This window comes from Streptomyces sp. NPDC003393 (assembly GCF_053589015.1).
Genome location: NZ_JBSFRB010000021.1, coordinates 54874 through 71610, shown reverse-complemented (window position 1 = coordinate 71610; position 16737 = coordinate 54874). Strand labels below are relative to the sequence as shown.

Here is a 16737-nt window from a genome sequence, read left to right as displayed (position 1 = left end):
GCACAGGCAGTCCCGCTCCAGGAGCGCCGAGGAGGCCGTACGTCATGAGTCCCTTCACCGGCTCCGCCACCCGCACCTCCGACTGGCGCCACCTGCGCGTCAAGCTCGACGACGGCGTGGCGACGGTCACCCTGGCCCGCCCGGAGAAACTCAACGCGCTCACCTTCGGCGCCTACGCCGACCTGCGCGACCTGCTCGCCGAGCTGTCCCGGGAGCGGGCCGTGCGCGCCCTGGTGCTGGCCGGCGAGGGGCGCGGCTTCTGCTCCGGCGGCGACGTCGACGAGATCATCGGCGCCACCCTGTCCATGGACACCGCCGAGCTGCTGGACTTCAACCGGATGACCGGGCAGGTCGTGCGGGCCGTACGGGAGTGCCCGTTCCCGGTGATCGCGGCGGTGCACGGGGTGGCGGCCGGGGCCGGCGCCGTCCTGGCGCTGGCCGCCGACTTCCGGGTGGCCGACCCCAGCGCCCGCTTCGCCTTCCTCTTCACCCGGGTCGGCCTGTCCGGCGGCGACATGGGCGCCGCCTATCTGCTGCCTCGGGTCGTCGGGCTCGGCCACGCCACCCGGCTGCTGATGCTGGGCGAGCCGGTGCGCGCCCCCGAGGCCGAGCGGATCGGCCTGATCAGCATGCTCACCGACGAGGGCCACGCCGACGAGGAGGCCCACAACCTCGCCCGCCGCCTGGCCGACGGACCCGCCCTCGCCCACGCCCAGACCAAGGCCCTGCTCACCGCCGAGCTGGACATGCCCCTGGCCGCGTCCGTCGAGATGGACGCCGCCACCCAGGCGCTGCTGATGAACGGCGAGGACTACGCCGAGTTCCACGCCGCCTTCACCGAGAAGCGGCCGCCGAAGTGGCGGGGGAGGTGAGGGCGGCGATGACCGGTCCGAGGACGGTCGCCGTGGTCGGCGGCGGCCCCGGCGGCCTGTACGCGGCGGCGCTGCTCAAGCGGCTGGACCCGGCCCGCGAGATCACCGTCTGGGAGCGCAACGCGCCCGAGGACACCTTCGGCTTCGGGGTCGTGCTCTCCGACGAGACGCTCGGCGGGATCGAGCACGCCGACCCCGTGGTGTACCAGGCGCTCCAGCGGGACTTCGTCCGCTGGGACGACATCGACATCGTGCACCGCGGCACCCGGCACACCTCCGGCGGCCACGGCTTCGCCGCCCTCGGCCGGCGCAGGCTCCTCCAGATCCTGCACGAGCGCTGCCGCTCGCTCGGCGTCGAGCTGCGCTTCCGCACCGAGGCGCCCTACCCGGCCCGGCTGACGGAGACGTACGACCTGGTGATCGCCGCCGACGGCGTGCACAGCGCCACCCGCGAGGCCTACGCCCACGTCTTCCGGCCCCGGGTGACGAGCCACCGCTGCCGCTACATCTGGCTCGCCGCCGACTTCCCCTTCGACGCCTTCCGCTTCGAGATCGCCGAGACCGAACACGGCGTGATGCAACTGCACGGCTACCCCTACGCCCGCCCGTCGTCCGGCCATCACCCCTCGACGGCGCCGTTCGGGCCGCAGGACCGATCGTCCTCGACGGTCATCGTCGAGATGCGCGAGGAGGTGTGGCGGGCCGCCGGTTTCGACGAGATGGACGAGACCGAGTCCGTCGAACGCTGCGCCAAGATCTTCGCCGACGCACTCGGCGGCCGCCCGTTGCGCGCCAACAAGTCCACGTGGACCACCTTCCGCACGGTGGTCAACGAGCGCTGGTCGCACGGCAACCTGGTGCTGCTCGGCGACGCCGCCCACACCGCCCACTTCTCCATCGGCTCCGGCACCAAGCTCGCCGTCGAGGACGCCCTGGCGCTCGCGGCCTGCCTCCAGGAGCGGCCGTCGACCGCCGAGGCCCTCGCGGCCTACGAGGAGGAACGCAAACCGGTCGTCGCCTCCACCCAGCGGGCCGCCCGGGCCAGCCTGGAGTGGTTCGAGAACCTCGGCCTCTACCTCGACCAGCCGCCCCGGCAGTTCGCCTTCAACCTGCTCACCCGCAGCCGCCGTGTCACCCACGCCAACCTGCGGCTGCGCGACCCCCGCTTCACCGAGGCCGTCGAGCGCGAGTTCGGCAGCCCGCCCGGCACACCGCCGATGTTCACCCCGTTCCGGCTGCGCGGACTGACCCTGCGCAACCGGGTCGTCGTCTCACCCATGGACATGTACTCGGCGGTCGACGGCGTCCCCGGCGACTTCCACCTCGTCCACCTGGGCGCCCGTGCCCTCGGCGGCGCGGGCCTGGTGATGACCGAGATGGTCTGCGTCAGCCCCGAAGGCCGGATCACCCCGGGGTGCGCCGGGCTGTGGACCGGCCGGCAGGCCGACGCCTGGCGGCGGATCACCGAGTTCGTGCACGGCCAGGCGCCGGGCACCGCGATCGGCGTGCAGCTCGGCCACAGCGGGCGCAAGGGTTCGACGAAGCTCATGTGGGAGGGCATGGACGAACCGCTGCCCGAGGGCAACTGGCCGCTGGTGGCCGCCTCCCCGCTGCCCTACCGGCCGGACAGCCAGGTCCCGCGCGAGCTGTCCCGGGCGCAGCTGACCGACATACGCGAGCAGTTCGCCGCCGCCGCGGGCCGTGCCGCCCGGGCCGGCTTCGACCTCCTCGAACTGCACTGCGCCCATGGCTACCTGCTGTCCGGGTTCCTCTCCCCGCTGACCAACCGCCGCACCGACGCCTACGGCGGCAGCCTGGAGGGGAGGCTGCGCTTCCCGCTGGAGGTCTTCGACGCCGTCCGCGCGGTGTGGCCGGAGGAACGCCCGATGACCGTCCGCGTCTCCGCGACCGACTGGGCGGAGGGCGGCACGACGGCCGAGGACGCCGTGGCGATCGCCCGCGCCTTCGCCGCGCACGGCGCCGACGCCGTCGACGTGTCGACCGGGCAGGTGGTGGCCGAGGAGCGGCCCGAGTTCGGACGGTCGTACCAGACGCCGTTCGCCGACCGGATCCGCCAGGAGGCCGGCGTCCCCGTGATCGCGGTCGGTGCGATCTCCTCCTGGGACGACGTCAACTCCCTGATCCTGGCCGGGCGCACCGACCTGTGCGCGCTCGCCCGCCCGCACCTGTACGACCCGCACTGGACTCTGCACGCCGCCGCCGAGCAGGAGTACCAGGGCCCCGGCGTCGTCTGGCCGGCCCCCTACCGGGCCGGCAGCCGCCGGCCGCAGACCGGCCGCGCGGACGCCCCGAAGCCCCGGCTCACGCTGGCGCACACCGCCGAGCCGACGCCCCCCGTCGAGATCTAGGGGGTGTCTCGCCGGTCACCCCGGACTTGTGGTGGCCCGCGTGACCGGCGAGCCACCTACCGTCATGGTCCGGCGACGCCCGCGAACACCGCTCCCGCGTCCCGCAGTCGCTCGTGCAGCCCCCGGAAGACCGCCGCCGAGCGGACGCCCGGCCAGTCGGCGGGCAGCAGCCGGGCCGGCAGGCCGGGGTCCACGTAGGGCAGATGGCGCCAGGAGTCCAGGGCCAGGAGGTAGTCGCGGTAGGCCTCCTCGGGCGGGGTGTCGGCGCGCCGCTCCCAGGCGCTCAACACCCGCGCGTGGCGGCCCAGGAACGCCTCGTGCTGCTTGGCGATCGCCGCCAGGTCCCACCAGCGCCCCACCGCCTCGGCGGTCGGTGCGAAACCCAGGTGCTCGCCCCGGAAGAAGTCCACGTACGCGTCCAGTCGCAGCCGGCGCAGCGTGTGCCGGGTCTCCTCGTACAGCCGGGCCGGGGCGATCCACACACCCGGGGCCGCCGTGCCGAAGCCGAGCCCGGCCAGCCGGGAGCGCAGCACATGCCGCTTGTTCCGCTCCGACTCGGGCACGGAGAACACCGCCAGTACCCAGCCCTCGTCCGCGGGCGGGGCGGTCACGTAGATGCGACGGTCGCCGTCCTCCAGCAACTGCCGTGCCTCGGCGGACAGTTCGTAGCCCGCCGCGCCCTGCTCGGTGCGGGCCGGCACCAGCAGCCCGCGCCGTTTCAGCCGGGACACCGAGGAGCGTACGGAGGGCGCGTCCACGCCCACCGCGGCCAGCAGCCGGATCAGCTCGGCGACGGGCACCGGGCCCGGAGCGAAGCGGCCGTACGCGCCGTACAGCGTGACGATGAGGGACCTCGGGGCGGGCTGGGCGGGCTGCTCGGACACGTTGATCATTTTAGGTCGTCCGCGAGGTGCCGGTCACCGTCACCTGCTCCGTCACCGTCCCCCGTCGACCGGGCGGTTCGCGTCCGCGGCCCGGGTCCCGTCCGCCCCGCGCAGCCGGAAGCGCTGGAGTTTTCCGGTCGCCGTGCGCGGCAGCGCGTCCAGGAACACGATCTCGCGCGGGCACTTGTACGGCGCCAGCTCGGACTTCACATGCGCGCGCAACGCCTCCGCGTCGCGCGGCGCGCCCTCCTTCAGGACGGCGTAGGCCACCACGACCTGTCCGCGCGCCTCGTCGGGCCGTCCCACGACCGCCGCCTCCACCACGTCCGGGTGGCGCAGCAGCGCGTCCTCGACCTCCGGCCCCGCGATGTTGTACCCGGCCGAGATGATCATGTCGTCGGCGCGGGCCACATAGCGGAAGTACCCGTCGGGCTCGCGGACGTAGGTGTCGCCGGTGACGTTCCAGCCGTCGCGCACGTACCCGCGCTGACGCTCGTCGGCGAGGTAACGGCATCCCACGGGCCCCTGCACGGCGAGCAGCCCCGGCTCCCCGTCGGGCAGGGGCCGGCCCCTCTCGTCCTGGATCCGGGCGCGCCATCCCGGCACGGGAATCCCGGTGGTGCCCGGCCGGATGTCCCCGTCCGCCGCCGAGATGAAGATGTGCAGCAGCTCGGTGGCGCCGATGCCGTTCACGATGCGCAGGCCGGTGCGCTCGTGCCAGGCGTGCCAGGTGGCCGAGGGCAGGTTCTCCCCGGCGGACACACAGCGCCGCAGCGACGAGATGTCGTAGGTGTCGCCGGTGCCGTCCGCGCCGAGCGCGTCGAGCATCGCCCGGTAGGCGGTGGGGGCGGTGAACAGCACGGAGGCCCGGTGCTCGGTGATCGCGGTCAGCAGCTGCCGCGGGTGGGCCTCCTCGAGCAGCAGGGCGCTCGCGCCGGTCCGCAGCGGGAAGACGACCAGTCCGCCCAGCCCGAAGGTGAAACCGAGCGGGGGGCTGCCCGCGAACACGTCGTCCGCGCGCGGCTGCAGGACGTGGCGGGAGAAGGTGTCCGCGATCGCCAGGACGTCCCGGTGGAAGTGCACACAGCCCTTGGGCCGGCCGGTGGTGCCGGAGGTGAACGCGATCAGTGCCACGTCGTCGGCGGCGGTGTCCACGGCCGGGAACGGGGTGGCGGGCGCCGGGCGGCGCAGCAGCTCGTCGGGGGAGTCGCCGCCGTACGTCGTGAGGGAGAGCCCGGGCACCTCGGCTTTGACCAGGTCGTCCACCGACCGGATGTCGCACAGGGCGTACCGGATCCGGGCGATCTCGCAGATCGTGCTCAGCTCGTGCGGGCGCTGCTGGGCCAGCACGGTGACGGCGACCGCGCCCGCCTTGAGCACGGCCAGCCAGCAGGCCGCCAGCCACGGCGTGGTCGGACCGCGCAGCAGCACCCGGTTGCCGGGGACCACGCCGAGGTCGCCGGTCAGCACGTGCGCGATCCGGTCGACGCGGGCGCGCAGCTCGCCGTAGGTCCATATCTCCCCGCTTCCGGTACGGAACACGGGGCGTTCGGCGTCGACCCCGGCCGAGGGGTCCAGCAGTTCGGCGGCGCAGTTCAGCCGCTCGGGGTAGCGCAGCTCCGGCAGGTCGAAGCGGAGTTCGGGCCACTGGTCCGGGGGCGGGAGGTGGTCGCGCGCGAAGGTGTCGACGTGCGCCGAAGCCGTCGGCGGCCGAACGTCGTCCCGGGTGGAAACCGTTGGATCCATGGCGGTTCGCCCCTCGTCGTGGTGGGCTCGCCCTTGGAGCGTATCGTCTTGGTGACGACAGTCAACGGTGCGCGATACGGTGAAGGAGAACCCCGGTCGTCCCCGGGGGAGAGAGGACCGGCGAATGCCCGCATTCTCGCTCGAACCGGAACAGCTCGCCTGGTGCGCCGAGTTGCGCACCCTCGCCGCCGACCGGCTGCGCCCGCTCGCCGAGAAGGGCGAGCCGGCCCGCGTGAACCGCGCACTCCTCGCCGAACTGGGCCGGCTCGGCCTGCTGCAACGCCTGTTCACCTCCGGCGCCCTGGACCTGTGTCTCATGCGGGAGTCCCTGGCCTACGCCTGCACCGAGGCCGAGACCGCCCTCGCCCTCCAGGGCCTGGGCGCCCACCCGGTCCACGCCCACGGCACTCCCGCCCAGCGCGATCGCTGGCTGCCGGCGGTCACGGACGGCAGCGCGGTGGCGGCCTTCGCCCTGAGCGAGCCGGGCGCGGGCTCGGACGCGGCGGCGCTGGGCCTGCGCGCGGACCCGGAGGGCGTGGTGGGGCAGTGCGGTGAGCCGGAAGGCAGTGGCCCGCCGGGCGCCTCACCACTCGGGGAACCGGGTGCCGCACCGCTCGCCGGCGACGACGGCCGGCTCACCGGTCCGGGCGGCTCACCACTGGCGGGCTCCGGCGGCTCCCCACTGGCCGAGCCCGGCGGTGCGCCGCTGGTGGATCCCGGCGCCGGCCCGCTCGGCCCGCCCGGTGGTGCCGGGCGGCTCGCGGCCTCCGGCGCGTCACCCCTCGCCGAGCCGGACCGCTCACCACTCGCGGGGGCCGGCACCCCGCCCGCCGCCGCTTCTGCCGCCGCCCTCACCGCCCGTCCCGCGGGTCCCGCCCGCTGGCGGCTCACCGGCCAGAAGTGCTGGATCTCCAACGCCCCCGAGGCCGACGTCTACACGGTCTTCGCCCGCACCACGCCCGGCGCCGGATCCCGCGGCGTCACCGCCTTCCTGGTTCCCGCCGACCGCCCCGGCCTCACCGGAAGCGCACTGGAGATGCTCTCCCCGCACCCCATCGGCACCCTCGACTTCGACGGCGTCCCGGTCACCGCGGACGACGTGCTCGGCGAGGTGGACCGCGGTTTCCGGGTCGCGATGGGCACCCTCAACCTGTTCCGGCCCAGCGTCGGCGCCTTCGCCGTGGGCATGGCGCAGGCCGCGCTGGACGCCACCCTCGCCCACACCGCCCGCCGCGAGGCGTTCGGCGGCACCCTCAGCGCGCTGCAGACCGTCGCCCACCAGGTCGCCGAGATGGCCCTGCGGACCGAGGCGGCCCGGCTGATGGTGTACGCGGCGGCCACCGCGTACGACAACGGCGCCGCCGACGTCCCGCGGCGCTCGGCCATGGCGAAACTGCTCGCCACCGAGACCGCCCAGTACGTCGTCGACACCGCCGTACAACTGCACGGCGCCCGCGCCCTGCGCCGGGGCCACCTCCTCGAACACCTCTACCGCGAGGTGCGCGCGCCCCGGATCTACGAGGGGGCCAGTGAGGTGCAACGGTCCATCATCGCCAAGGAGTTGTACGCCGCCATGCACACACGAGGGGAGACGGAGTGACCGCCGAACGCGTCAACCCGCCGGAGCTGTCCCCGCCGACCGGCTTCTCCCACGCCGTCGTCGCCACGGGTTCCCGCGTGGTCTTCCTGGCGGGCCAGACGGCGCTCGGCTCCGACGGCAAGGTGACCGGCGACAGTCTCCCCGAGCAGTTCGAGCGGGCGCTGACCAACCTCCTCACCGCCCTGCACGCCGCCGGTGGCACCCCCGCCGACCTGGCCCGCGTCACGGTCTACGCCACCGATCTCGCCTCCTACCGCACCCATGCCCCCGAACTCGGCCGCGTCTGGCGCCGGCTGGCGGGCCGTGACTACCCGGCGATGGCGGTCGTGCAGGTGGTCCGCCTGTGGGACGAGGAGGCGATGGTGGAACTGGACGGCCTCGCCGTCCTCCCCTGACGACCCGTCCCACGGCGCGGCGCGAGGGGAAGGGGCAGCCGGCGGGCGCGGAGCCGGTCGTACCAGTCGACGTCCGTCCAGATCTCATCCGGCTGCGGGTGCCTGTCGGGTACGTACCGGCCGTCGGCGCCGGTGCCGATCGCCAGAGGTGCGAAAAGCCTTCTCGACAGCGTCATGTGTCTGCCCTCCCTTCCGCGGTACGAGGCCCTCGGGGGCACCCTGAGGGCCTGGTGCTGTGCTCCGTCGGCCGGTGACTGTTCCGGCATTGTATTTTTTTCCACAAATAGGGACAAATATGCATGCTGTCACGGCGTCGGCGGTGGCCGGGCTCGCGCGGTGCCGCTGGGACCCCTGCTCATCGGAAGAGGTTGAGTCGAGGGGTGTCAACTTTCCGATGGTGTGGTATAGCAGAAGTAGAGCGAAGGTCTACGGAACGACGCCAAGGAGGGATGACCATGCTGATGCGTACGGATCCCTTCCGTGAGCTTGACCGGCTCGTCGAGCGGGTCTGGGGCACGGCCGCGCACCCGGCCGGCATGCCGATGGACGCCTGGCGCGAGAACGACACGTTCTCCGTGGAGCTGGACCTGCCGGGCGTGAGCCCGGAGTCCATCGACCTCGATGTCGAGCGCAACGTCCTGACCGTCAGGGCCGAACGCAAGCCGACGTACGGCGAGGGCACCGACACGGTGATCACCGAGCGGCCTGCGGGGACGTTCAGCCGGCAGCTGTTCCTCGGTGACACCCTCGACACCGAGCGCATCGAAGCCTCTTACGAGGCAGGCGTTCTCAGGCTGCGGATCCCGGTCGCCGAGCAGGCCAAGCCCCGCAAGATCGCGATCAGCGGCGGCGGTGACCGCAAGGAGATCAGCGGCTGAGCAGCGATGATCCGTCGCGGGCCCCGGCGTATGAGCCGGGGCTTCGCCGCGCCGGGAGGCCTGGGCCGCCGACGCGGGGGCGGCTCAGGACGGCCGGCCCGGCTGCTCCGGCTCCCCGCCGTCGGCGTCGAACACCTTGGTGAACGTGGCACCGCACCGGCAGCGCGAGTGCTCGACCAGTTCCCCCTCGTCCGACACGCTCAACCCCTGGTTGAGCCGGACATGCACATGATCACCCATGAAAAAACTGCTTTCCTTGACCTGACGTCTGCCTCATGGTGGGCGCCGGTCGCTCCCTTCGGCAATGTCGCAGCTCACATGGCTCATGACGGCGACCGCTGTGTTTCTCGGTGACGCCCGGGGTCCGGCCGCTCCCGCGCAACACCGCCAGGAAGAACCTGAAAGCGAGAGAAGGCACGTCTGGTGCTTCGGCGGTATGAGGGCTTTCAGGCCCCTGCCTCCGGTGCGCGGGCGGTGCTGCCCGCCGGGGTGAGGCAGCGGCGCACGAGTGCGAGGGTGCGCTGTGTGACCGTATCGAGGGGGGTGCCGTTCTCGACGGCGGCCAAGGCGGTGTGCAGCATTCCGGCGATCAGGTCGGCCGTGAGCGCGGGCTCAGGAGCGCCGAGCTCCCGGACGGCGGCGCGGAACGGTTCGACCTGATCCAGGTGGAGTTCCATCAGCCGCTGCCGGCAGGCCGGAGGAAGGCCTGCGTTCATGAGGGCGACGGCCGGCCGGTGTGCGCCTTCGGCGCCCAGGCGGAGGCTTTCCCCGAAGAACGCCTCGACACGCTCCAGTGGGCCGTTCGCGGCGGCCATGGCGCGGGTGAGTGCCTCGTTGGAGCGGCGGAAGGCCTCCTCCGTGATGGTGGCCAGGAGGGCCGCCGAGGAGTCGAAGTACTGATAGACGCTGGACCGAGCCAGGCCCGCGCGGGTACCGACCGCCGCCGGTGTGACGGCGGCGGCACCCTCGTTGACCAGGATGTCGATCGCCGCCCCGATCAGCGCCTCGCGTTGCTGGGCACGGTGCTCGGCGACGGTGGAGGCGTTGATCTTCGGCATGTGGGGTGGGCTCCTGGAGGGGTGGACAGGGCCGGGAACGCGGTGCCGGTCGGCGGCCCCCGTCAGGACAGGCGGCCGTCGACCATCTCGTACACCCGGTCGGCAGCGTCCATTATCGCCGTGTCGTGGGTGACCATGACCGTGGCCGTTCGGCGCTCATGGGTCTGTTCGGCGATCAGCCGCACCGCCTCGGCGGACCGTACCCGGTCCAGTGCCGAGGTGGGTTCGTCCACCAGCAGGACGGCGGGGGAGGTCATCAGGGCGCGGGCCAGGCCGGCGCGCTGGCGCTCGCCGCCCGACAGCTGGTGCGGACGGGAGCCGGCGCGGTGGGTCAGTCCGACGGCTTCGACGAGTTCGTCCGCGCGGGCCCGGGCAGCGGCGTCGAGGCGGCCGTCGATGTGCAGGGGCAGCAGGAGCTGTTCCCTGACGGTGAGGGAGGCCAGCAGGTTCGACTGCTGGAAGACGAAGCCGATGTGGCGACGGCGGGCGGCGGTGCGTTCCTTGTCCGACAGGGCGGTCAGCTCGGTGCCGGCGATGTGCACGGTGCCCGAGGTGGGCCGCTGGAGGCCGCCGGCGACGGCGAGGAGGCTGGACTTGCCGGATCCGGAGGGGCCGACGACGGCGACGAACTCACCGGGGGCGACGGTCAGGTCGACGTGGTCGAGGGCGGTGACGGCGGTGTCGCCGTCGCCGAGGGTGAGGGTGACGTCGTCCAGGCGCAGCCCACCGGAGCGGTCGGCGTCCGCGGCGGCCTGGTGGTCGGTGGCGGGTGTGGTCATCGGGTGGCTCCCAGAGCGGTCAGGGGGTCGACGGCGGTGATGCGGCGGACGGCGACGACGGCGCCCACGGTCCCGAGGACGACGAGGAGGCCGGAGGAGGTGGCGATGGCCGGGGCCGAGAGGGAGAAGGGGGCCTTGCCGATCATCGCGCTGCCCAGGGCCAGGCCGACGGCGGTGCCGATGGCCGTGGCTCCGACGAGCACGGCGACGACCTGGGCGAGCGCGTCGCGCAGGATGTACCCGGTGGGGGCGCCCAGTGCCTTCAGCAGGGCGATCTCGGGCTTGCGCTGGACGGTCCAGACGGTGAAGAACGCGCCGACGACCAAGGCGGAGATGACGTAGAGGAATCCCTTGATCAGGGCCATGGTGCTCGATTCGGCCTCGTAGCCGGGGGACGCGTCGTACGTGGCCTCCTTGGTCTCGACGATGGTCCCGGTCGCCTTTTCCACCGCGGCGACGTCGGCGCCCGGCTTCAGGGTCAGGGCGACGGCGGTGGCCTGCCGGCTCGCGGCCTCGGGCAGGTCGCCGGGCAGGCCGTAGTGCAGATGCCGCCACGTGTCGAGGTCTGCGTAGACAACGCCGATGTGGCCGTAGGAGACGGTCTCGTCGACCAGTCCCACGACCTTCAGCCGCACCTCGCTCTTGTCCGCGGTCAGCACATCGCCGATCTCCACGCCAAGGTCGGCGATCTCCCGGGTGATCACGATGCCCGCACTGCCGTCCTTCAGGCCCTCACCCTTGCTGGGGCCGGGTGCCAGGGGGGAGTCCGGTGCCATGCCGAAGACGGCGAGGTTGACCTGCTCGCCCTTCTTGGCGCCCTGGGTCACCTGGGCATTGGCCAGGGTGTTCCCGAACGGCTCGGCGCGCTCCACTCCCGGGGTCCTGGACCATGTCTGCCAGTCCTCCTGCTCCACGGTCGAGCGGGAGAACTGCCCGCTGGTCGCCTTCTCGTCGAAGGCCATGTGGGTCACGTGCAGCGCGCGCAGCCCGGATATGCCGGCGTCCGCCAGACCGGAGGCAAGCCCGGACAGGAGGACACCGAGTACGGCGATGAGCGCGACCACCGCGCCCATCAGGGCGAAGCGACCGCGAGCGAAGCGCAGATCGCGTAGGGCAAGGAACACGGAGCTCTCCGAGCGAGGAAGGAAACGAGGAAACGACGGACCGGCCACGTCGCCTCTTTGCCTTGACTTGACGACGTGAGCGTCGGCATCTTATCGGATGTTACCGACGTGTCTGTCGGCATGTTGTGTCGCGTACGTCAGCCGGATTTTCCCCACCGGACCGCCCCTGTGCGGGTGCGGCCTGGCTTGGCCTGGACCCCGGCCCGGTCAGTGGGCACTGCCCCCGTGCGGCGCGAACCGCACCGGGGGCAGTGGCGGGACCTGCGCGGTGACCCGCTGGCGCGCGTCTCGGGCCGACCGCCCGATCAGGACGATTCTGTGGCCGACTGCCCGGCTCGCGCCTGCGACGGCGACTGGGGATGGCCGGCGGCGTGCAGCATCGGCGCGGTGTGCCGCTCGGGGCGGTGCCCGCCTTCGGCCGGGACGCGGCTGCGGGGCGTGTCGGCGCCACCGGGCAGGGGCACGGGACGGCGGGCCACGAGGCGCCCGACCCAGCGGCGGCCGCAGTGTTCGCAGGGCGGGGCGCCTTGCGGGGTGTACGGGGAGGGAACCGCGATGTTGTCGCGGTAGAACACCTCCCACTCGGCATCGAGGGCGTCCCGGTAGCGCTGCACGTCGTAGTCGACGCTCCAGCGGTGCCAGCACGAGCCGCAGATGAACTCGACTCGTTCGACGGCAAGTTCAGTGATCATGGCATGGCACCTCCCGTCCGGTCGGCGGCTGTGATGCGGGGCGCTGCGAGCGCGGACCTCGAAGGTGGGGCGGACCGGCCCGTGCCGGGCCGCTCGGCCCGCACGGTCGGCGGCCTGCGCTCCACCTCGGGGTCGGGCGGTCTGCCCGTTCCGGGCCCGGAGGCCCGGAACGCCTCGACAACCCCTATACCTCTCTCACCGAATATTGACAACCTGAGACTCAAGTTTTATCCCAGGAAGTGAGGCAAGCAGCGAGACGCTCCGCGGCCCGGTCCTGCGCGCGGCTCACGACCGGGCGCACTGGAACATGGTGAGGAGGGAGAACCAGATGGCCCGCTCGGTCGGTATCGACCTGGGAACGACGAACTCGGTCGTCTCGGTCCTCGAGGGCGGCGAGCCCACGGTCATCACGAACACGGAAGGCGCGCGAACCACCCCTTCGGTGGTGGCCTTCGCCAAGAACGGCGAGGTACTGGTCGGCGAGGTGGCCAAGCGGCAGGCCGTGACGAACGTCGAGCGCACCGCGCGCTCCGTGAAGCGGCACATGGGCGATCACGGCTGGCGGTTCCCGGACCGCGGCAGTATCGACGGCAAGCGGTACACCGCGCAGGAGATCTCGGCACGCGTGCTGCAGAAGCTCAAGCGGGACGCGGAGGCGTATCTCGGCGAGGACGTCACCGACGCGGTGATCACCGTGCCCGCCTACTTCGACGACGCCCAGCGACAGGCGACCAAGGAGGCGGGCGAGATCGCCGGCCTGAACGTCCTGCGCATCATCAACGAGCCGACGGCCGCCGCGCTGGCGTACGGACTCGACAAGGAGAACGACCAGACGGTCCTCGTCTTCGACCTGGGCGGCGGCACCTTCGACGTGTCCCTGCTGGAGATGGGCGAGGGCGTCATCGAGGTCAAGGCCACCAACGGCGACACCCGCCTGGGCGGCGACGACTGGGACCAGCGGATCGTCGACCACCTGGTCACACAGTTCAAGAACAACTACGGCGTCGACCTGTCCAAGGACAAGATGGCCGTGCAGCGGCTGCGCGAGGCGGCGGAGAAGGCCAAGATCGAGCTGTCCTCCTCGTCGGAGACCACGATCAATCTGCCCTACATCACCGCGTCCGCCGAGGGCCCGCTGCACCTGGACGAGAAGTTGACCCGCGCCCAGTTCCAGCAGTTGACATCCGAACTGCTGGAGCGGTGCAAGGCGCCGTTCCGCCAGGCGGTCGAGGACGCCGGGATCAAGGTGTCCGACATCGACCACGTCGTCCTGGTCGGTGGCTCCACCCGTATGCCGGCGGTGACCGAGCTGGTGAAGGAGCTGACCGGCAAGGAACCGCACAAGGGGGTGAATCCGGACGAGGTGGTGGCCGTCGGCGCCTCGCTCCAGGCCGGTGTGCTCAAGGGCGAGGTCAAGGACGTCCTCCTGCTCGACGTCACGCCGCTGTCCCTGGGCATCGAGACCAAGGGCGGCATCATGACCAAGCTGATCGAGCGCAACACCACGATCCCGACCCGGCGTTCGGAGATCTTCACCACGGCCGAGGACAACCAGCCGTCGGTGACCGTCCAGGTCTACCAGGGCGAGCGGGAGATCGCCGCGTACAACAAGAAGCTCGGCATGTTCGAGCTGACCGGCATCGCGCCCGCGCCGCGCGGGGTGCCGCAGATCGAGGTCGCCTTCGACATCGACGCCAACGGCATCATGCATGTCTCCGCCAAGGACCTGGGCACCGGCAAGGAGCAGAAGATGACCGTCACCGGCGGCTCCGCGCTGCCCAAGGACGACATCGACCGCATGGTCCGTGAGGCCGAGCAGCACGCCGAGGAGGACCGGCGCCGGCGCGAGGCTGCCGAGACCCGCAACCAGGGCGAGCAGCTCGTCCACCGGACCGAGAAGCTCCTCAAGGACAACGCCGAGCGCATCCCGGCGGACGTCAAGTCCGAGACGGAGACGGCGCTGACCGACCTGAAGGACAAGCTCAAGGACGGATCCGCCGACACCGCGGCGATCCGGCAGGCGATCGACCGTACGGCGCAGGCCGCGCAGAAGATCGGTACCGCCCTGTACGAGAAGGCGCGGGCCGAGCAGCCGCAGGGAGCGGCCGGGGCGTCCGCGGGTGGCACGACAGGCGGGTCCGAGGACGAGGTGGTGGACGCCGAGATCGTCGACGAGGACAAGCCGGACGCGGCCTGACGGCGAGCGGGGCGTCAGGCCGTCGTCCGCGCCGCCGTCAGCGTCTTCGTGCGTACTCAGGCACTGCGGTCCGGGCGGTGCCCTTCCAGGGGTGTGAGGTGGGCCAGGCACAGCGAGGGCTCGACGAACGGCTGCAACCGGTCGACGTTCAGGGGGGCGCGTACTTCCTTCAGCGCGCCGCGCATGAGGCCCAGGTGCAGGGAACAGACCACGTCCTGGTGTTCCTCGGCGACTTCGCGGAACGGGCAGTGCCGCAGCGGGACGACCGGGTCGGGGCGGTCCTGGACCGGGCCCGGGGAGAAACCGACGTCCGTGAGCACCTCGGTCAGCCGCCGGACGGCCTCCGCCGCGTCGATGCGCTGGGCGGGCGAGGGGGTGTCGGCGAGGTAGCGGCCCCATGCCTCCCCGGCGTCGACCGCGGCCTGGGCCGGTTGGGGCAGTGCCTCCGTGACGAGGCCGGTGAGCATCTGGGCGAGCAACTGGTAGCTGCGGCGGCCCGCCGGCACGCGGGGGGAGGCGGCGGCGCGGTAGACGGCGCGGGGCCTGCCGGGCCGTCCGTGCCCCTCCGTGGCGCGCTCGGCGAGCCCCTCCTTGACCAGCGTGTCGAGGTGGAAGCGGGCGGTGTTGGAGTGCAGGCCCGTCTGCTCGGCGATCTCCCGTACGCCTACTGCTCCGGGCGCGGCGCGCAGTACGTCGAGTACCTGGGCCCGGCTCTCGCCCACGGCGGGAGACCCGGCCGGATCATGCAGCGTCCGCTCACTCATTTCACCGATTTTACCCAGTGCGTGTCGTAGAAACGAGGGAAAACCCGTCGCGCGTGTGCAGACGCCGGTTGCGTCATGCGTCGTCGGGCTGTGCCGTCACCGGGGCGAGATCGGAACGGCGGCGGATCTGCATGCCGGGACGGCGGCGGTGCACCGTCACGTACGCCAGGCCCCGGGGGCCCGCGGTGATGCTGCGCGTCGAACCGTGCGGCAGCCACACGAGCCGCCCCTCGGCCAGCCGCAGTTGTCCCTCGGGGGTGTCCATCACGCCGTCGCCGGTGACGACGAGGACCAGGACGTCCAGGTCGGGCTCGGCGTGGGTGCCGATGTGCTCGCCGGCGGGCAGCCGGATCAGGTTGGCGTCGAGCTGGCGGCCGGACTCGGCCAGTTTCCACAGGACGCCGGTGGCTACGGACTGTTCGCCGGCGAGGACCCCGACGTCGCACAGCACCCGCGCCGCGGCCGTCTCCGGCAGGTCGCCGGAGCGCTCCTCAGGCATCGTCGGCCACCCGGGTGATGCGGATCTGCCACTGCTCGGGCCCCGACTCGACGTACTCCCAGGTGAAGCGGCCGGGGTGGGTGGCCTCGAACTCGCGGCGCAGCGGCTTGGGGTCGTGGTTGTTGACCAGGACGAAGGACTCTCCGTCGGCGAGGCGGGCGAAGCGGGTGAAGATGCGCGGGTGGCGCCGGCCGTGCGGGATCTCGCGGACGTCGACGACGGCCGAGTCCTGAAGCCGGCCGCCCTTCAGGAGGGTGGTGAAGTCGCCGACCAGGGCGGGCAGGTCGACTCCCGGCAGTGCTGCCAGGGCGGGCAGCAGTACGGCGCGCTCCATGCCGAGATGGACGGTGAGCATGCCGGCGAGGGTGCGGGTCGCCGCAGCGTGCCGGGTGCCGTCCGTCGAGCCGGTCAGGGAGTCGGCGTGCCGGCTGATCGTGCCGGCCGCGGTGCGCAGTGCCCGGACCAGCAGCCGGGTCTCGGCGGCACCGGACGCGGCGGCGTACAGCGTCTGATCGGTGGCGGTCAGGAAGCGGTGCAGCTGTTCGGTGAACGCGGTGCTGAGCTCTTCGCGGGGCTCGGTGAGCGCGGCCAGACCGTCCAGCAGGCGCTGGTGGCTTTCCTCGACGACCGCCCGCGCCCGCAGGCCCGGGTCGGTGTCGGTCGCCTGGATGTACACCTCAGCGGCGGGTGACATGTGCGGTCCCCTCTGTCTCGGCCCGGGCGGAGTGTCCGTGGCTCCTCCCCGGATTATTACATGCACGCTAGTAAAAAATCGGATACGGCGCCACCGGCGGCGGGGGCCCGGGGGTGTCGTGACCGCGCATGGCCGCCAGGGCGCTCTGTGCGGCCGGGGGGCCGTCGAGTGGGCTGTCAGCAGAGC

General features: G+C 72.4%; 16 protein-coding genes. 6 read left to right on the top strand and 10 right to left on the bottom strand.

Going from position 1 to position 16737, the window contains the following annotated elements; all coding sequences use genetic code 11:
• The first annotated feature begins 44 nt into the window (after window positions 1-44).
• Both ACWDUZ_RS21170 and ACWDUZ_RS21165 read left to right on the top strand, forming a co-directional pair.
• Window positions 45-872, top strand: coding sequence for an enoyl-CoA hydratase family protein (locus ACWDUZ_RS21170; protein WP_451633324.1), 828 nt, complete (start codon window positions 45-47; stop codon window positions 870-872).
• Between the two features lie 8 nt (window positions 873-880).
• Entirely contained in the window at window positions 881-3241 is a 2361-nt protein-coding gene (locus tag ACWDUZ_RS21165; protein ID WP_451633323.1) for a bifunctional salicylyl-CoA 5-hydroxylase/oxidoreductase, read from the top strand.
• Window positions 3242-3303: 62 nt separating this feature from the next.
• Here the strand turns inward: ACWDUZ_RS21165 and ACWDUZ_RS21160 are convergent, their stop codons facing one another.
• Together ACWDUZ_RS21160 and ACWDUZ_RS21155 are read right to left on the bottom strand one after the other, a co-directional pair.
• Window positions 3304-4134 (bottom strand): PaaX family transcriptional regulator, encoded by an 831-nt coding sequence (locus ACWDUZ_RS21160; RefSeq protein ID WP_451633322.1) that lies wholly within the window; start codon window positions 4132-4134, stop codon window positions 3304-3306.
• Between the two features lie 42 nt (window positions 4135-4176).
• Window positions 4177-5871 (bottom strand): AMP-binding protein, encoded by a 1695-nt coding sequence (locus tag ACWDUZ_RS21155; RefSeq protein ID WP_451633321.1) that lies wholly within the window; start codon window positions 5869-5871, stop codon window positions 4177-4179.
• 124 nt (window positions 5872-5995) lie between these two features.
• Between ACWDUZ_RS21155 and ACWDUZ_RS21150 the strand changes: the two genes are divergently transcribed.
• From ACWDUZ_RS21150 to ACWDUZ_RS21140, 3 genes are all read left to right on the top strand, one after another.
• A complete protein-coding gene (locus tag ACWDUZ_RS21150) occupies window positions 5996-7471 on the top strand; it encodes an acyl-CoA dehydrogenase family protein (RefSeq protein WP_451633320.1) in 1476 nt (491 codons plus the stop codon).
• A complete protein-coding gene (locus tag ACWDUZ_RS21145) occupies window positions 7468-7866 on the top strand; it encodes a RidA family protein (protein WP_451633319.1) in 399 nt (132 codons plus the stop codon). The genes ACWDUZ_RS21150 and ACWDUZ_RS21145 overlap by 4 nt, the downstream gene beginning before the upstream one ends.
• Window positions 7867-8321: 455 nt before the next feature.
• Complete coding sequence (locus ACWDUZ_RS21140; protein ID WP_451633318.1) at window positions 8322-8744, top strand: Hsp20/alpha crystallin family protein; 423 nt, start codon at window positions 8322-8324, stop codon at window positions 8742-8744.
• An 84-nt stretch (window positions 8745-8828) separates the two neighbouring features.
• Here the strand turns inward: ACWDUZ_RS21140 and ACWDUZ_RS21135 are convergent, their stop codons facing one another.
• The 5 genes from ACWDUZ_RS21135 to ACWDUZ_RS21115 form a co-directional block, all read right to left on the bottom strand.
• On the bottom strand, window positions 8829-8984 hold the full coding sequence (locus ACWDUZ_RS21135; protein ID WP_451633317.1) for a hypothetical protein: 156 nt from the start codon (window positions 8982-8984) through the stop codon (window positions 8829-8831).
• Between the two features lie 206 nt (window positions 8985-9190).
• Entirely contained in the window at window positions 9191-9802 is a 612-nt protein-coding gene (locus ACWDUZ_RS21130) for a TetR/AcrR family transcriptional regulator (RefSeq protein ID WP_451633316.1), read from the bottom strand.
• Window positions 9803-9864: 62 nt separating this feature from the next.
• Window positions 9865-10581, bottom strand: a complete 717-nt coding sequence (locus ACWDUZ_RS21125; protein WP_451633315.1) for an ABC transporter ATP-binding protein — start codon at window positions 10579-10581, stop codon at window positions 9865-9867.
• Window positions 10578-11705, bottom strand: a complete 1128-nt coding sequence (locus tag ACWDUZ_RS21120; RefSeq protein WP_451633314.1) for an ABC transporter permease — start codon at window positions 11703-11705, stop codon at window positions 10578-10580. The genes ACWDUZ_RS21125 and ACWDUZ_RS21120 overlap by 4 nt, the downstream gene beginning before the upstream one ends.
• 305 nt (window positions 11706-12010) lie before the next feature.
• Window positions 12011-12397 carry a hypothetical protein gene (locus tag ACWDUZ_RS21115; protein WP_451633313.1) on the bottom strand — a complete coding sequence of 129 codons (387 nt, stop codon included), beginning with the start codon at window positions 12395-12397 and terminating at the stop codon, window positions 12011-12013.
• Between the two features lie 328 nt (window positions 12398-12725).
• Between ACWDUZ_RS21115 and dnaK the strand changes: the two genes are divergently transcribed.
• On the top strand, window positions 12726-14594 hold the full coding sequence (dnaK, locus tag ACWDUZ_RS21110; protein WP_451633312.1) for a molecular chaperone DnaK: 1869 nt from the start codon (window positions 12726-12728) through the stop codon (window positions 14592-14594).
• Window positions 14595-14650: 56 nt separating this feature from the next.
• Here the strand turns inward: dnaK and ACWDUZ_RS21105 are convergent, their stop codons facing one another.
• The 3 genes from ACWDUZ_RS21105 to ACWDUZ_RS21095 all read right to left on the bottom strand — a co-directional run bounded on the left by ACWDUZ_RS21105 (window position 14651) and on the right by ACWDUZ_RS21095 (window position 16551).
• The gene (locus ACWDUZ_RS21105; RefSeq protein WP_451633311.1) at window positions 14651-15358 is read right to left on the bottom strand and encodes a helix-turn-helix transcriptional regulator; all 708 of its coding nucleotides are present in this window, start codon (window positions 15356-15358) and stop codon (window positions 14651-14653) included.
• 73 nt (window positions 15359-15431) lie between these two features.
• Window positions 15432-15857 (bottom strand): hypothetical protein, encoded by a 426-nt coding sequence (locus ACWDUZ_RS21100; RefSeq protein WP_451633310.1) that lies wholly within the window; start codon window positions 15855-15857, stop codon window positions 15432-15434.
• Window positions 15850-16551, bottom strand: coding sequence for a DUF2249 domain-containing protein (locus ACWDUZ_RS21095; RefSeq protein ID WP_451633309.1), 702 nt, complete (start codon window positions 16549-16551; stop codon window positions 15850-15852). The genes ACWDUZ_RS21100 and ACWDUZ_RS21095 overlap by 8 nt, the downstream gene beginning before the upstream one ends.
• Between the last annotated feature and the right edge of the window lie 186 nt (window positions 16552-16737).

Coding starts and splice junctions, on each gene's coding strand:
- ACWDUZ_RS21170 (WP_451633324.1), top strand. CDS start 45: ATGAGTCCCTTCACCGGCTCCGCCACCCGCACCTCCGACTGGCGCCAC.
- ACWDUZ_RS21165 (WP_451633323.1), top strand. CDS start 881: ATGACCGGTCCGAGGACGGTCGCCGTGGTCGGCGGCGGCCCCGGCGGC.
- ACWDUZ_RS21160 (WP_451633322.1), bottom strand. CDS start 4,134: ATGATCAACGTGTCCGAGCAGCCCGCCCAGCCCGCCCCGAGGTCCCTC.
- ACWDUZ_RS21155 (WP_451633321.1), bottom strand. CDS start 5,871: ATGGATCCAACGGTTTCCACCCGGGACGACGTTCGGCCGCCGACGGCT.
- ACWDUZ_RS21150 (WP_451633320.1), top strand. CDS start 5,996: ATGCCCGCATTCTCGCTCGAACCGGAACAGCTCGCCTGGTGCGCCGAG.
- ACWDUZ_RS21140 (WP_451633318.1), top strand. CDS start 8,322: ATGCTGATGCGTACGGATCCCTTCCGTGAGCTTGACCGGCTCGTCGAG.
- ACWDUZ_RS21135 (WP_451633317.1), bottom strand. CDS start 8,984: ATGGGTGATCATGTGCATGTCCGGCTCAACCAGGGGTTGAGCGTGTCG.
- ACWDUZ_RS21130 (WP_451633316.1), bottom strand. CDS start 9,802: ATGCCGAAGATCAACGCCTCCACCGTCGCCGAGCACCGTGCCCAGCAA.
- ACWDUZ_RS21125 (WP_451633315.1), bottom strand. CDS start 10,581: ATGACCACACCCGCCACCGACCACCAGGCCGCCGCGGACGCCGACCGC.
- ACWDUZ_RS21115 (WP_451633313.1), bottom strand. CDS start 12,397: ATGATCACTGAACTTGCCGTCGAACGAGTCGAGTTCATCTGCGGCTCG.
- dnaK (WP_451633312.1), top strand. CDS start 12,726: ATGGCCCGCTCGGTCGGTATCGACCTGGGAACGACGAACTCGGTCGTC.
- ACWDUZ_RS21105 (WP_451633311.1), bottom strand. CDS start 15,358: ATGAGTGAGCGGACGCTGCATGATCCGGCCGGGTCTCCCGCCGTGGGC.
- ACWDUZ_RS21100 (WP_451633310.1), bottom strand. CDS start 15,857: ATGCCTGAGGAGCGCTCCGGCGACCTGCCGGAGACGGCCGCGGCGCGG.
- ACWDUZ_RS21095 (WP_451633309.1), bottom strand. CDS start 16,551: ATGTCACCCGCCGCTGAGGTGTACATCCAGGCGACCGACACCGACCCG.